At 62.4% G+C, this 16,168-nt stretch carries 10 protein-coding genes; all 10 read left to right on the top strand.

The annotated features are described in order from the left end of the window. Positions 1-251 precede the first annotated feature (251 nt). Positions 252-1,505 (top strand): plasmid partitioning protein RepA, encoded by a 1,254-nt coding sequence (gene repA, locus ASD02_RS19220; RefSeq protein WP_107027553.1) that lies wholly within the window; start codon positions 252-254, stop codon positions 1,503-1,505. A gap of 5 nt (positions 1,506-1,510) precedes the next feature. Then, positions 1,511-2,566, top strand: a complete 1,056-nt coding sequence (repB, locus tag ASD02_RS19215; protein ID WP_057219074.1) for a plasmid partitioning protein RepB — start codon at positions 1,511-1,513, stop codon at positions 2,564-2,566. Between the two features lie 319 nt (positions 2,567-2,885). Next, positions 2,886-5,810: a DNA translocase FtsK gene (locus tag ASD02_RS19210; RefSeq protein ID WP_057221049.1), complete on the top strand. Its 2,925-nt coding sequence runs from the start codon at positions 2,886-2,888 to the stop codon at positions 5,808-5,810. 439 nt (positions 5,811-6,249) lie between these two features. After that, positions 6,250-7,317: a LacI family transcriptional regulator gene (locus ASD02_RS19205; protein ID WP_038577936.1), complete on the top strand. Its 1,068-nt coding sequence runs from the start codon at positions 6,250-6,252 to the stop codon at positions 7,315-7,317. A gap of 26 nt (positions 7,318-7,343) precedes the next feature. After that, the gene (locus tag ASD02_RS19200) at positions 7,344-8,090 is read left to right on the top strand and encodes a transporter substrate-binding domain-containing protein (protein ID WP_025429204.1); all 747 of its coding nucleotides are present in this window, start codon (positions 7,344-7,346) and stop codon (positions 8,088-8,090) included. A gap of 80 nt (positions 8,091-8,170) precedes the next feature. Continuing rightward, positions 8,171-9,826 carry an amino acid ABC transporter permease gene (locus tag ASD02_RS19195; RefSeq protein ID WP_057209765.1) on the top strand — a complete coding sequence of 552 codons (1,656 nt, stop codon included), beginning with the start codon at positions 8,171-8,173 and terminating at the stop codon, positions 9,824-9,826. A 19-nt stretch (positions 9,827-9,845) separates the two neighbouring features. Then, positions 9,846-10,508, top strand: a complete 663-nt coding sequence (locus ASD02_RS19190) for an SDR family oxidoreductase (RefSeq protein WP_025429202.1) — start codon at positions 9,846-9,848, stop codon at positions 10,506-10,508. 17 nt (positions 10,509-10,525) lie between these two features. Next, entirely contained in the window at positions 10,526-13,558 is a 3,033-nt protein-coding gene (locus ASD02_RS19185; protein WP_057221048.1) for an aminotransferase class III-fold pyridoxal phosphate-dependent enzyme, read from the top strand. A gap of 202 nt (positions 13,559-13,760) precedes the next feature. Continuing rightward, positions 13,761-14,909 carry a sn-glycerol-3-phosphate ABC transporter ATP-binding protein UgpC gene (ugpC, locus tag ASD02_RS19180; RefSeq protein ID WP_025429200.1) on the top strand — a complete coding sequence of 383 codons (1,149 nt, stop codon included), beginning with the start codon at positions 13,761-13,763 and terminating at the stop codon, positions 14,907-14,909. Between the two features lie 20 nt (positions 14,910-14,929). Next, a complete protein-coding gene (locus ASD02_RS19175; RefSeq protein WP_057209761.1) occupies positions 14,930-16,162 on the top strand; it encodes a sugar ABC transporter substrate-binding protein in 1,233 nt (410 codons plus the stop codon). Positions 16,163-16,168 lie beyond the last annotated feature (6 nt).

Genomic DNA, 16,168 nt, shown 5'->3' with positions numbered 1-16,168 from the left:
GACGTCACGACGAGCCACCGCCCTTGGGCCGGCGGCCTTTTTGTCTCTTCCGTCTCGCAAGCGTGCAGGATCTTGCCGGCCGGGATGTTCGAACTCGGCTCGATGCCTTGACGCGAATCATTGTCTGCGGCATCTCTGTTACGGAATTTTGTGAATATGTGCCGTTTAGGCGTATCTGAATTAAATCTCTGTTAGTGCATCCCGGTGTCAATGGTGCGGGAAAGCGCGCAAGGAGCATGGCGGGAATGGACATGACGGTAACACAGACGCGATCCGGGACGGACCCTTCCCACGCCCGCCAGCCAGCCGACGAAGCGATCGCGGCCGATGCGCGCGCCCTTTCCGAACAGCTGAAGGCGATGCGCGAGCGGCTGTTTCCGCCAACGGCGATGAAGACGCTTCGCAGCTTCACCTCAGGCGAGGCGGCCAAGCTGATCGGCGTTTCCGACGGTTACCTGCGCCAGCTGTCGCTTGCGGGCGAGGGGCCTCAACCCGATACCGGCACCGGCGGTCGCCGCTCCTATTCGCTGTCCGACATCAACGCGCTTCGCCGCCACCTTGCCGAGCAGGCACTTGCCAAGGGCAATGCCGCCAAGGCGCGCAGCTACCTGAAGTGGCGTGACCGCGAGCGCGGCGAGCACCTGCAGGTCATTTCCGTCACCAACTTCAAGGGCGGTTCCGGCAAGACCACTTCGTCGGTCCATATCGCGCAATACCTCGCCATGACCGGCCACCGGGTTCTCGCCGTCGACCTTGACCCGCAGGCGTCGCTTTCGGCGCTCTTCGGCTACCAGCCGGAGCTGGACCTCACCGGCAACGACACGCTCTACGGCGCCATCCGCTACGACGCCGAAGCGCGGCCGCTGAAGGACATTATCCGTCCGACCTATTTCGACGGGCTCGACCTGGTGCCGGGCAATCTGGAACTGCAGGAATTCGAGCATACGACGCCGCAGGCACTCAGCGCCCGCCATAGCGGCTCCGATGCCGGCCCGCTGTTCTTCGCACGGGTGCAGTCGGCACTGGCAAGCGTTGCCGACGATTACGATGTCGTCGTCATCGACTGCCCGCCGCAGCTCGGTTATCTCACGCTGTCGGCGCTTTGCGCCTCGACGTCGGTTCTCGTCACCGTGCATCCGCAGATGCTCGACGTCGCGTCGATGAACCAGTTTCTCTACATGACCTCGGACCTCCTGAGCGTCGTGCGCGAGGCGGGCGGCGAACTCAACTTCGACTTCCTGCGCTATCTCGTCACCCGCTTCGAGCCGAACGACGGGCCGCAGGCGCAGATCGTCGGTTTCATGCGCTCGCTGTTCGGAGACCGTGTCCTGACCTCGGCGATGGTCAAGTCGACCGCCGTTTCCGATGCCGGTCTGACGAAGCAGACGCTGTACGAAGTGGGTCGCGAGAATTTCACCCGCGCGACCTACGACCGCGCGATCGAATCCTTGAATTCCGTCAACGGCGAGATCGAAGCTCTCATTCATGCGGCCTGGGGGCGCTAAAATACATGGCTGGCAACCGCAAGAACGAACTGCGCGCACTCTTTTCCGGAAACGTAGCGCCTGCGCCTGGCGCCGAACCCAATGCGACGAGCTCCGCTGAGATAAAGACGCTGACGCCTGCCGCACCTGCTGCCGATACACCGCGTGCGGCCTCGGGCGCCATCAAGGCCATGGGCCTTTCGCTTGGCAGCATCACCCGCGAGGCAGAAGAGGCGCGATCGCTGCGCGAGGCGCTGCATCAGGGCGAGCGCGTTGTCGAACTTGATCCGGATCTGGTCGACGCCTCGTTCGTCGGCGACCGCCTGACCGATGGTGAGCTCGACGATCCGGACTTCCTGGCGCTTGGCGACAGCATCCGCGAAAACGGCCAGCAGTCGCCGATCCTCGTGCGCCCGCACCCGGAAAAGCAGGGCCGCTATCAAACTGCCTATGGCCACCGCCGGCTGAACGCCGTCCGCAGCCTCGGCATCAAGGTCAAGGCCATCGTCCGGTCCTTGACCGACGACGAACTTGTATTGGCGCAGGGCAAGGAAAACGCCGAACGCCGCAACCTGTCTTTTATCGAGCGGGCGCTGTTTGCCTCGGCCCTGGCCGAGCGCGGCTTTGATCGAAAGGTGATCGGCGATGCGCTCGCCGTCCAGAAGAGCGAGCTGTCGCGGCTGATCCAGGTCGCCGAAAGCGTTCCGATGGCAATCGCACGGGCAATCGGTCCGGCGCCCAAGGTCGGTCGCGAACGCTGGATGGCGATCGGCGGCCTGCTTGAGGGCGAGCAGGCGCTGCAGAAGGCGCAGGAAGAGATTGGTCTGAGGCGTTTCCTCGAGGCCGACAGCGACCAGCGCTTCCAGTTCGTCTTTGCGCGTCTGTCGCGTACCGAAAGGCAGGATCCGGCCAAACCCGAGGTTCTCACCGACGAGAACGGCCAGGCCTTTGCCAAGCTGAGACGAGACGGAAAGAGTGCACGGATCGAGTTTTCGGCCAATGTCAGCCCGGCGTTTGTCGATGAAGCGATCGAGCTTCTGGCCAGGCATCACGCGGCTTTCGTCGCTGCGCGCCGGAGCTGATCGCTCGGGGCCGGCGTGACAAGGTCACGCCGGCCCGATTCGTTATGGTCCGTATCTCCGACCGAAGCGGTTGCCCCTGCTGCGCCGCGACGTGCCAAAATGACAATCCGGAAGAAATATTTTCGGCCAGGTTCTGCCAGCGACAGAATGGCGCGATGCCCTTGAGCGGGATGGGGATTGCGGCCGTTTCATCGGTCGTTTTGCCGGGTTGAACGGCGCGCCTGATGTCTTTCAAGCGGCCTTTGGAAGGGACTTGTTAACCTTCATTTTCTATCGCTTAGCAGGCCCCTCGGCGATGTCTCTAGCTCTTCCAGGACCCATGCGTATTCCCAGGACAAACTTCTCTCAGGCAGCTTTGCATGATGCAAACCAGGCGGATTACTATGACGATCCGCAGGACGGTGCGTTGAGCGATATGCCCACCCATGACGTGGATCCAGTCGATCCCTACCAGTTGTACGAGGCGCCTGCCGCGCCTCGCAAACCAGCCAACCAGCAATCGGACGCGACGGCGCATGTCGGCCGCGCTGCCCGGCTCTATGGCCAGGGCACGGCCTATGCGCCGGCCCAGGTGACGACGTCGACCGACGAGCCGCTGCCGACCCTGTCGGAGATCGCCGGCCACTACGGCGATTCAACGTGGGAGAGCCACTTCTTCCTGGCGCCGAACGTGCGGTTCACCCGCACGCCGGAACGGGAGTTTACCAAGCGCCGCGCGCCTTCGGACAGCGACAGCGATGTCGCATCTGAGGAACAGATTGCCTCAAGCGAAAATGTCGTCGCCGCGGCAGAGCCCGTGGAAGCAGCGTCTGCGGCTATCGAAGCCGTCGCCCCCGTCGAATCGCCGGACATGGTCGATGTCGTTCCCGTGCCCATGCCCGCACCCGTGCCTGAGCAGGCCCTGCCTTCCTACAGCCCCTCCGAGCTGCTGCGCGTTCTCACGAGCCAGCTGCCGCATTGGTCGTCGGCGCCAAAGGCAGGCGCGGCCAACCTGGCGCCCAACGCTACCGTTGCTGGCTCTGCAATCGGCCCGAGCCTGCCGGCCCAGTCCGCGAACGAGGCGCCTGTGGCGATCGCAATGCTCGCTGCACCCGTTGAACCGACGCAGATAGTCGAGCCAGCGGCGGCAGTAGAAGCCCCGGCCGACACGCGTCTGTCGTTTCTGTCGGACTTCGCCTTCTTCGAGTTTGGCCCGTCCGGCCTGGATGACGGATCGGCTGAGGCAGCCACCGTGCAGCCGAAGCCTTTCGTCGACACAGCGGTGCCCGCTTCCTTCACGCCCGCCGCTGTCGTGTCGATGCCGGCACCGGCACCGGCCCCAATTCCCGTCAAGGCAGTCGAAATCAAGCGCATGCCGCCGACGGCGATCACGTCGCTGTTCCGCGTTGTCGAATGCCGCCCGGCAGCTGAGGTGCCATCGGTGCCTGCCGCCGTTGTGCCCGCACTAGCAGAACCCGCATCGTTCGAACCCACGCGCGATGCGCCGGAGCCGATGATCGTGCCGTCGGAAATCGCATCCGTTCCACCTGTTGCGGTCGAACCGGCCGAGATCACATCGCTTATGGCCGAGGAAGAGCCTGTTCGTACGGTTGCGACAGTCTCAAAGGCTGCGATCACCATGCCCGCCCAAGTCTCGCGCGCACCCTCGCTTCTGCCGCCTATCGGTACGACCGAGCGTTTCGCGCACGCCGACGGCTATGAATTTCCGGCCGAAGACCTGTTGCAGGAACCGCCGGAAGGCCGCGGCTTCTTCATGTCGCAGGAGCAGCTCGAACAGAATGCCGGGCTGCTCGAAAGCGTGCTCGAAGATTTCGGCGTGCGTGGCGAGATCATCCATGTCCGGCCAGGGCCGGTTGTCACGCTTTACGAATTTGAACCGGCGCCCGGCGTCAAATCCTCGCGGGTGATCAACCTGGCCGACGACATCGCCCGCTCGATGTCGGCACTATCAGCCCGTGTCGCTGTTGTGCCCGGCCGCAACGTCATCGGCATCGAACTGCCGAATGCGACGCGCGAGACGGTCTATTTCCGCGAGCTGATCGAATCCGTCGATTTCCGCAAGACGAACTGCAAGCTGGCGCTTTGCCTCGGCAAGACGATCGGTGGCGAGCCCGTCATTGCAGAACTCGCCAAGATGCCGCATCTGCTCGTTGCCGGCACCACCGGTTCGGGCAAGTCGGTGGCGATCAATACCATGATCCTGTCGCTGCTCTATCGGTTGAAGCCGGAAGAGTGCCGCCTGATCATGGTCGATCCGAAGATGCTCGAACTCTCCGTCTATGACGGCATCCCGCATCTGCTGACCCCCGTCGTCACCGATCCGAAGAAGGCCGTCATGGCGCTGAAATGGGCGGTGCGCGAGATGGAGGACCGCTATCGCAAGATGTCGCGCCTCGGCGTTCGCAATATCGACGGCTATAACCAGCGTGCTGCCGCTGCCCGCGAAAAGGGCGAGCCGGTGATGTGCACGGTCCAGGCCGGCTTCGAGAAGGGCACCGGCGAGGCGCTGTTCGAGCAGCAGGAAATGGATCTGGCGCCGATGCCCTATATCGTCGTCATCGTCGACGAGATGGCCGACCTGATGATGGTCGCCGGCAAGGAGATCGAAGGTGCTATCCAGCGGCTGGCGCAGATGGCGCGTGCTGCCGGTATCCACCTGATCATGGCGACGCAGCGCCCCTCGGTCGACGTCATCACCGGCACGATCAAGGCCAACTTCCCGACCCGTATCTCCTTCCAGGTGACGTCGAAGATCGACAGCCGCACCATCCTTGGCGAACAGGGGGCCGAACAGCTGCTCGGCCAGGGCGACATGCTGCACATGCAGGGCGGCGGGCGGATCGCCCGTGTCCATGGACCGTTCGTTTCGGACCAGGAAGTGGAGCACGTCGTCGCCCACCTGAAGACGCAAGGCAGGCCCGAATACCTCGAGACCGTTACCGCGGACGAAGAGGAAGAGGAGCCCGCGGAAGAGCAGGGCGCTGTCTTCGACAAGACGGCGATGGCCTCGGAGGACGGCAACGAACTCTACGACCAGGCCGTCAAGGTGGTGCTGCGCGACAAGAAGTGCTCGACCTCCTACATCCAGCGGCGTCTGGGCATCGGCTACAACCGTGCCGCTTCGCTCGTCGAGCGCATGGAGAAGGAAGGCCTTGTCGGCGCTGCCAACCATGTCGGCAAGCGTGAGATCATCCATGGCAATCGTGACCATGCGATTGCGCCTGATAGCGACGACATGGATTGAGAAGGCGCCCGCACGGCGCAGTGTGATGTGTCGTGCGTCTCTACTCTGAATATCGATTAACAAGGCCGCGAAGGGAATGCTTCGCGGCCTTTTTCATTTGCGGGATTTTACCTGGCGCAGAGGTCTACTGCCAGATTCCTTAAATCCTATTCGATTTAAGGATAAAAACATGAAGCAATTCAAAGTGCTACAGCGACCTTTGCGCGTCTAAGTAAGACGCGCGGCGCTGTAGTCTTCGGCGGGTGTTGATCCGCAAGTCCTTTGGGTTCCGCTCCGGCGCAAAGCACACCTTCCTGGCCCATTAGGCAGTCTTGGTAGTAATTTCTTTGACGTCGAACTTCTCCCCATATGATAATAAAAACGTTTTTATTTTTCTTGAAAACGTTTTTATTGACTGTTACGCATATGTTCAGAGTGAGCCAACGGCCTGGGAGGGTGCATGGCGGCGCATATGCACAGAACCCGGCGTACACCGGTGCCGACGATCAAGACACTGGCCGAGATCACTGGCTATTCCATCGCGACGATCTCGAAAGCGCTCAGGGATTCGCCTGTCGTTGCGCCTGTTACCCGCGATCTCATCTTCAAGGCGGCGCGCGAAGTCGGCTATCAGGCCAATGCGCGCGGCATGGCGCTTCGCACCGGAAAGAGCTTTCAGGCGGCAGTGCTGATGCCGGTTACCGCGGCACGCGATTACGAGTGGGACGGCGTCGAATATACCCAGATTTTGAGCGGCGTCAGCCAGGCGCTGGATGGTACGGACTACCGCATGTCCGTGCATGTCATCCGCGATGCTGCCGACGGCGCGGAAACGGCGCGCCGCATCGTCGATCAGGGTCTGGCCGACGGATTGATCTTTTCCGGCATTCTTGCCGACGACCCGCGCATCGATCTGCTGGTCGACCACCATTTCCCATTTGTCTCGATGGGGCGTTGCCGCAAGGATCTGGATTACGCCCATGTCGATATCGACAACGAGTGGGCAGCCCACGCTGCCACCGCCCGCTTGCTTGCCGGCGGCCATCGCCGCATCGCGCTCGTCAACCCGGAGCGTCGGCTCTCCTATGCGTTGGACAGGCTGGACGGGTTTGCCCGCGCCTTCCGCGAAGCCGGCGTTACCGCCTCTGCCGATCTCGTTGTCGAAGGCGATCTTTCGACCCATTTTGGCCGGCAGAGCGTGATCGACCTTTTGCAGGTGGCGGAGCCGCCGACTGCCTTCGTCTGCATCAACGAATCGACGACGCTCGGCGTCCTTTCCGGTCTCGGCAGTCTCGGGCGGCAGGTTGGCGTCGATGTCGACGTGATCGCCTATGACGACATCAACGTCAGCGCCTATTTCACGCCGCCGATCACCACCTTCTATCAACCGATCGAGGTCCTCGGACGGACGCTCGGGCAGTTCCTGCTGAAGCGCATGGAGGGTGAGGACCCGAAGGCGCTCCGGCAGGTCTTCAGGCCAACCCTGATCGAAAGGCAGCCGGACAATCTCGGCGGCAGGCTGGCATGAACATTCATCATCCAAGGAGGAGAACCATGAAAAAACTGATTATTGCCCTGACATTTGCGGCTCTTTCCGCAAGTGTGTCCCACGCTGCCGATCTCGGCGGAAAATTGCTCAAGGTTGGATCCGACACCACCTCGCCGCCGATGGAAAGCGTCGATCCGGCCAGCGGCCAGATCGTTGGCTTCGACGTCGATGTGGTCAATGCGGTCTGTGCCAAGATCAACTGCCAGGCCGAGTTCATCACCACCGGTTGGGACGGCATCTTTGCCGCTCTCGATCAGGGCAATTTCGATCTCGTCGCCTCCGGCGTCTCGATCACCGATGAACGCAAGAAGGCGATGGACTTCTCCGACCCCTATATCGTCAACAGCCAGGCGGTGCTGATGCGCGTTGAAGACCAGGACATCACGCTCGATCGCTTCAAGGAGGCCGGCAGAAAGCTCTCCGCCCAGGCCAATACCACCGACGCTCAGGTTGCCGAAGGTGTGGTCGGTAAGGAGAACGTTGCCGCCTATGACACCTTCAGCGCCGCCATCATCGCGCTCAAGAACAAGGACGTCGACGGCGTCGTCATCAATGGCGCGAATGCGGCGGCTTACGAGCGCGAATTTGCCGGCGAACTGGTGGTGGCGATCAAGGATCTGGAATCCGATCCGCTCGGCCTCGTCTTCCGCAAGGGCGACGAGAATGTCGCGGCCTTCAACGAGGGCCTGAAGATGATCAAGGACGATGGCACGCTCGACCAGCTGGTCAACAAATACTGGGGCCTGAAATAAGCCCTCCGCAATTTCCCCGGAGCGCCGAGGCGGCCGCTCCGGGGGCTAGCCTTTTCAACAGCAATACCCCGGAGGAATGAATGTCGTTCCTGAGAAGCGTGCGTCCGAGCAATCTCATCATCCTGACCGCGCTGCCCTTCATCATCTATCTTTTCGTATCCTCCGGAGACTACCAGCGGTCGCTTCGCGCCATTCTCGGCGTCGAGAACGGCTCGTCTGCCTTCGTGCCCGGCTTTCTCGCGCTGGCGATCGCTTTTTCGGCGGGCCTTTGCGTGCTCCTGTTCTCGCGGGCCAAGGCGAGCCGTCCGAAGTGGGCGGTGGCCGCGGCCGTACTGAACCTCGGCGCCGCCGTCGTCCTGCTGCTCGGGCATAACATTCACCCCTTCATCGCCTCGGTCGTGGCAAACGGCGTCGATGCGTTCAAATCGGACCTGATCGTCAAGGGCGTGACGCCGCGCCAATTGACTGAGGCCGCCGATCTCTGGCTTCGTGGTGTCGAGTCCTGGCTGTTCCCGGGATATCTGGTGTCGAGCACCCTCGGTCTCGGGCTGTTTTTTGCAGGCGCACGTGGCGGCGAGCCTCTGGACAGTCCGTTCAGACGTGTCGGGCGCTGGATCCTCGGCGTCGTCAACGGCGCCGGGCTGGTTTTCGTTCTCTTCTTCGCGCACATCGCCTTTGCTGCGGGGGTGGCGACCACCATTCGCGCCGCGATTGCCGCCTACATCCTGGCGGCAGTGCTTGGTCTCGTCTGGGTCGGCCTCCTGCAATTGCGCTCGACGGTGCGCACCAGCCTCTATTTTGCGGTCGCGACCCTGGTTCTGGCGCTCGTCGCCGCCTGGTTCCTGCTGCAGCCGCGTGACACCTACGTGCTTGCCGGTTCGCTCGAGGGCAAGGTCGGCATCGTCACCAACACGCCGGCGGGTCTGATCGGTGCGGTGCGGTTCGGCCAGTATGACGGCGCGCCGCAGACGGAAACGCCGGTTCGCACCTTTGTCGGCCCGACCGAAGCACTCGCTTCCATGGCCAAGAACGAAGGGGTCAGCGCCGCCCTGCTGCCGGCCGCCTCGGCGCCTGCCGATCTGCCGGTGCTCTGGAAGACCGAAGCGCTCAACGACCGCGATCGCGCAACCGGCATTACGGTTGCGGTGCTGGCGATTATCCTCGGGCTTCTGACCTTCGGCGGCTACCTGCACCAGCGCCACCCGCTGGCGGTCGGCTCCGAATTCATCGTCGATACCATTCGCGGCATTCCGATGCTGGTCATCGTGCTCTATGTCGGGTTGCCGCTCAGCGGCGCGTTGAAGGACGCGACGCAAGGCGTGCTCGACCCACCCAATCTGGTGCGCGGCATCGTCGCCATGGCGCTTGCCTATTCGGCCTACCTCGCGGAAATCTTCCGTTCCGGCATCAACGCCATACCGGTCGGCCAGGTCGAGGCGGCGCGCAGCATCGGCCTCAATCGCTGGCAGACAGCGCGCCTCGTCATCCTGCCGCAGGCCTTCAGGATCATCATTCCGCCGCTCGGCAACGAACTGATCGCGATCCTCAAAGACACCTCGCTGCTGTCGATCCTGTCGATCCGCGACATCACCCAGCGCATGCGCGAGTTCCAGTCGGCAAGCTTCCTGCCTTTCGCGCCCTATAACTCCGCCGCGATCTTCTACATCTTCCTGACGCTTGCTGCAGCCAGCCTCGTGAACATGGTCGAGAGAAAATATGACATCAAGCATCGATAAAACGGAGGTACGACGCACCGTGCTGATCACCGGTGCCTCGCGAGGTCTCGGGCGCGAGCTCGCGGCACTCTATGCGGCCGACGGCTGGCGGGTCATTGCCTGCGTCCGAGGGGAAGCGTCTTTCGAAGGTGCCATTGAAGCGCAATCGCTTGATGTCTCCGACCCCGCTTCGATCATGGCCCTTGGCAGAGCGCTCGAAGGTGTGGCCATCGACGTTCTGATCAACAATGCCGGCATCCGCGGCGACACGGGTGGGCTTGCGACGCTGGACAGCGATGATTTCCTCGAGGTGATGCGCGTCAACGCGCTCGCACCTTTGCTCCTGGCACGTGCGCTGCATGCGAACCTTCTGGCCGGTGAACGCTGTGTTATCGCCAACATCAGCAGTCGTGCCGGCTCGCTTGCCGAAGGCACGCTGGACGATGATGACGGCGACTATGCCTATCGCTGCTCGAAGGCGGCGTTGAACATGGCGACGGTGAAGCTGGCACAGGATTTTCGCAAGGACGGCATCACCGTCCTGTCGCTGCATCCCGGCTGGGTCAGGACCGACATGGGTGGCGGCGAGGCAAATGTTCCGGTGGCAACAAGTGCCGCTGGGCTGAAAGCGATTATCGACGAAGCGGACATGGCCGACAGCGGCAGCTTCTGCAGCTACGACGGACGACGGATTTCATGGTGACGGGACAAGCAGCAGGCATGGCACAGGAAGACTTGAAGGCTGAGCAGGAACTGGCGGCAATCCGGGCGCTGCTCATCGAGACCTATGGCATCGAAGGGGATATCTCGCCGCTGCCGGGCGAGCACGACCTCAACTATCGCGTTCGCGCGCAAGACGGCGAGCAATATCTCCTGAAGCTGCACGCGCCAGGCGATGCCGATGAACTCGACATGCAAGTCGCGGTGCTCGACCACCTCGCAAAAACGGCAGTCGATCTGCCGGTCTCGCGGCCAGTGCCCGGTCGCGCCGGCGCGTCAACCGTGAAAGCGATGGTGCGCGGCGAGCGCACCGCGCGGCTCCTGACCTGGCTACCCGGCGATATCTGGGTGAAATCCGCGTCCCGCGGTCTGACGAGCGCGGAAACGCTCGGGCACCTGCTCGGCCAGCTCGACCAAAGCCTCAAGGGCTTTGCCCATGCCGGCACGAAACGCGTCTATGCCTGGGATATCGGCCGTGCCGATATGCATCTGAACCACGTGGGTCTGATCGACGGCGACGACAAGCGGGAAGCGGTTCGCGCCATCCTCGAACGGTTCGCGTCGTCCGTCCGGCCAAGCCTCGAAAGCTGCCTGCGACAGGTCATCCATAACGACGCCAACGACTACAATGTGCTTTTGGACCACGAGGGACGCGTCAGCGGATTGCTGGATTTCGGCGATATGGTCGAAACGTGGCGCGTCGTCGAGATCGCTGTCGCTGCCGCCTATGCGCTGATCGGCACGGCGGATGCGGTCGGCACCATCGCAGCGCTCGCGGGCGCCTATCACCGAGCGAACCCGATCAGCGAGGCCGAGACGGCTTTGATCTTCGATCTCGTTCGCACCCGCTATGCCGTCAGCATGTGCATGGCGGCCAAGCAGATCCGCGACAACCCCGAAAACACCTACCTGCTTGTCAGCCAGGAAGACGTCTGGCGTGAGCTTCAACGGCTCGAACGCGAGAACCGCGCGATTGCGATCGCCCGCATCCGCGACGCCTGCGGCTTTGCGCCGATCGCGCATGCGGCGTCCGTCGTGCGCTGGCTGGAGCAGAACGCCCATGACTTTTCCGCCATCGTCAAGCCGTCCGTCGCCAAGCCCAAGGTCGCCGTCTTCGATTTCTCCGCCTCCAGTCCCGAAGCGGCACAGTGGGCAGCACTGGATGCCACGGCGGCAGCGGCGCTGATCGCCGCGCGTATTCGCGAGCAGAATGCCGACTATGGCATCGGCCTTTACGGCGAGGATCGCGCGATCTATCAGGGCGACGCCTACGAAACGGCAACCGCCGGTGAGCGCCGTTCAGTCCATCTTGGCGTCGATATCTTCGCGCCGGCATTGGAACCGGTGCATGCACCGTTCGCTGGCAAGGTCGCTTTCCTTCATGACGATGCCGTCGCCTTCGGCTTCGGCCCGACCGTCCTGCTGGAACATGTCACCGATGCCGGGGATATCTTCTGGACGCTTTACGGCCATCTGTCGCGCGAGACGATGGCGAAGTTGACGGTCGGCCAACCGATCGCCACGGGCGAAAGCTTTGCGAGCCTTGGTGCCACCCAAGAAAACGGCAACTGGGCGCCGCATCTGCATTTCCAGCTGGTGACCGACCATCTGGGGCTGGAGGGCCGCATGTTCGGCGTCGGCGTGCGTGATCAATGGCAGGTCTGGCGCGAGGTCAGCCCCGATCCGAGCGTTGTGCTTGGGCTGCCTGTGCCGGCTTCGGTGATCGTCGCCCGCGACAAGGATTTTCTGGTGCGTGAACGTCGCCGGCGCATCGGGCGTTCGCTCAGTATCGCCTATAGCACAGCGCCGCTGAAGATCGTCGGCGGCGAGGGCGCTCATCTGATCGACGAGGACGGCACGCGCTGGCTCGATATGGTAAACAATGTCTGCCACGTCGGCCATTGCCATCCGCGCGTCGTCAAGGTGGCGCAGATGCAGATGGAGAAGCTCAACACCAATTCGCGCTATCTGCACGATTCGCTGGTCGAATATTCGCTGCGGCTGGCCGCGCAGTTCCCCGACCCACTCAACGTCTGCTTCTTCGTCAATTCCGGCAGCGAGGCCAACGACCTGGCGCTCAGGCTGGCGCGTGCCTACACCGGAAACCGCGACGTCATCACCGTCGATCATGCCTATCACGGCCATCTGTCGAGCATGATCGACGTCAGCCCCTACAAGTTTGCCGGCAAGGGCGGAGAGGGCCGCCCCGCCCATGTCCAGGTCGCGGAAATGCCCGATCTCTATCGCGGCCGCTATCGCTATGGCGACGTCGATGCAGGCCGCAAATATGCCGAGGATGTGCGCAACCAGGTGCTGGCGCTTGCCGCAAACGGCCGCCGCCCGGCGCTGTTCTTCAGCGAGGGTATTCTCGGAACGGGCGGGCAGCTGACATTGCCGGAAGGCTATCTGCATGAGGCCTATGCCCATGTGCGTGCCGCCGGCGGCCTGTGCCTGGCCGACGAAGTGCAGGTCGGCTTCGGCCGCGTTGGCAGCCATATGTGGGCGCACCAGACGCAAGGTGTGATCCCGGATATCGCCACGATGGGCAAGCCGATCGGCAACGGACACCCGATGGCCGCCGTCGTCACCACCGAGGCGATCGCCGCCTCCTTTGCCAACGGCATGGAGTACTTCAACACCTTCGGCGGCAATCCGGTTTCGGCCGAGATCGGCCTTGCGGTGCTGGACGTCATTCGCGACGAACGGTTGATGCACCACTGCCGTGTTGTCGGCGACCGGTTGATGGACGGCGCCCGTGCGCTGGCCAAGCGCCATGCCATCATCGGTGACGTGCGCGGCTACGGTCTCTTCAACGGCATCGAATTGGTGCGCAGCCGCGAGACCCAGGAACCGGCCGCAAGCGAGCTCGACTTCGTCATCGCTGAAATGAAACGCAAGCATCGGATATTGCTCAGCAGCGAGGGGCCGCACCACAACGTGCTGAAGGTGAAGCCGCCGGCGCCGTTCAGCGCCGAGGATTGCGACCATTTCCTCAATGCGCTCGACGAGACGCTCGGACGCCTAAACCATTGATCAAGAAACGATACGGCCGGTCATGAACCGGCCGTATCGGTTTTGTGCCCTTTATCGCCCACAGCAATTTCTCAAGCACCGATTTTTTCGCTTTACAACAAAGTTAAACGTTTTTATCGTGCATATAAACGTTTAACACGAACATGTGGTAAGGTAAGCGTTAAGCCGGCTGCCACAATGTTCGCCATCAGGGGAGGGCCCGTTGGCAGCTATCCGTATTGAAAATCTGCGCAAAGGCTTTGGTTCGCTCGAAGTCTTGAAGGGCATCAATCTCGATATCGCCGATGGCGAGTTCGTGTGCTTTCTCGGGCCGTCCGGTTGCGGTAAGAGCACGCTCCTGCGTTCGATCGCCGGTCTTGAGGAGCTCGATTCCGGTTCGATCCGCCTCGGCGATCGCGATATCACCGATCTGCGCTCGGCCAAGCGCGATATCGCCATGGTCTTCCAGAATTACGCGCTCTATCCACACATGAACGTGCGCAAGAACCTGTCCTTCGGCCTGGCGCTGAACGGCATGAAGCGCGACGAGATCGATCGCCGCGTCAACAACGCTGCCGACATCCTGCGCATCTCCGAACTGTTGCACCGCAAGCCCCGCCAACTCTCCGGCGGCCAGCGCCAGCGTGTTGCCATCGGCCGCGCGATTGTTCGCGAGCCGAAGCTGTTCCTGCTCGATGAGCCGCTGTCGAACCTTGATGCCGGCCTGCGTGTGACCATGCGCGTCGAGCTTGCAGCACTCCACGAGCGCCTTGGCGTCACGATGATCTATGTCACCCATGATCAGGTCGAGGCGATGACGCTTTCCGATCGCGTCGTCGTGCTCGACAAAGGCAAGGTCAGCCAGTTCGGCACGCCGCTCGAACTCTTCTATCAGCCGGCGAACCTCTTCGTTGCCGGCTTTATCGGCTCGCCGCGGATGAATTTCGTCACCGCGAACCTGGTCCGCCAGGACCGTTCCGAATTGACGCTTTCCGGCGGTGGTCTGGTTCGGGACCTGACGCTCGGAACGTTGTCATCCACCGTCGTCGCCAAGGACAAGCCGGTGACGATCGGCATCCGCCCGGACAAGCTTGAGCTGGTTTCGCCTGAGGAAGCGCACCTGATCGGCGACGTCCGCCTGGTCGAGCGGCTCGGCACCGAAAGCCATGTTCACATCGGCCTTGAGAATGGCTCCGACATGACCGCCGTCGTGCGCGGCACGCATCCGGTTGCCAACCGCGAGCGCATCCATCTGCGCATCCCCGCTGAGCATTGCCATCTGTTCGATGCCGACGGCAAGGCGATCGCGCGGGCGCTCGATCCCGAGACGCAGATGCTGATCAATCAGGAAAAAAGCAAAAGGGTCGCGTGACCCGAATGAGGAGGAGAAGCATGCAGAACAGGACGAAATCGCTCATCGGCTCGCTCATGGTCTTGGCCATGGCTGGAGTTGCCACGGCCCGCGCGGAAGAAACCTTGCGCTTTGCCACCTGGGACACGGATGAGAGCCTGGCGATCCAGCAGGCGATCGCCAAGAAGTTCGAGGAAAAGCACCCGGGCGTGAAGGTGCAAGTCGAGCCCTATGCCGATGGTTACGACCAGAAGCTGATCGCCGCCTTCGGCGCCGGCAGCCCACCCGACGTCATGTATATGTGGAATTTCCCGCAGTACTACACCTCGCTGATGCCGCTCGACGATCTGATCGCGCGCGACGCAGCCGAAGTGAAGCCGGACGATTTCCCTAAGGGCCTGATGAACACCACGCGCGTCGAAGGCAAGACCTACGGCATGCCGTCGGGCTTCACGACCCAGGTCGTCTTCTACAACAAGGACATGTTCGCCAAGGCCGGCGTCGAAGAGCCGAAGGATGGCTGGACCTGGGACGATCTGCGCGCCAAGGCCGCCAAGTTCCGTGACGAGAAGAACAAGGTCTACGGCTTTGCCGTCGACGCCAAGCCCGACCCTTACGACTTCGAGCAGTTCCTCTGGTCGAACGGCACCAAGTACATCTCCGACGATGGCAAGCAGATCGACGGCTACATGAACAGCGATGCGGCGGCCCAGGTGCTCGACATGTTCGGCGATATGGCCAAGACGCAGGAAGCGATCACGCTCAACCTCGGCGACGACACCTCGGGCAGCACGCTGTTCAAGGGGGGCAAGATCGCCATGTTCCAGAGCGCAATGTGGTCGAAGGCAGGCATCGACTCCTCGGGCATCAAGTATGGCGTGGCGCCGTTGCCGAAGTTCGGCGACAAGACCGCCCATTCGGCGCTCGGCGTCTCGGCGATCTCGATCGCCAAGGACGCAGCACACGCTGACCTCGCCTGGGAGTTCGTCAAGTTCTTCTCCTCGCCGGAAGCCGTTGCCATGCGGATCAACGACCTGCCGGTCCGCACCAGCGTTGCCGAAGAAAAGGGCATGACCACCGATCCGATCTACAAGCCGTTCTTCGACATTCTCGCGACCTCGAACACCGAAACCCACGCGTTCCTGAAGAACGCCAACTGGGGCAAGGTGCAGGACAATCTCGCGCGCGCCATCGAAGCAACCATGATCGACCAGGGCAACGCCAAGCAGCATCTGGACGATGCCGTCAGCCGTTCCAAGCGGTTGATCAAGTAAGCAAAG

The sequence above is a fragment of the Ensifer sp. Root1252 genome, assembly GCF_001425885.1.
GTDB classification, from domain to species: domain Bacteria; phylum Pseudomonadota; class Alphaproteobacteria; order Rhizobiales; family Rhizobiaceae; genus Ensifer; species Ensifer canadensis.
This window is presented reverse-complemented; position numbering and strand designations above follow the sequence as displayed.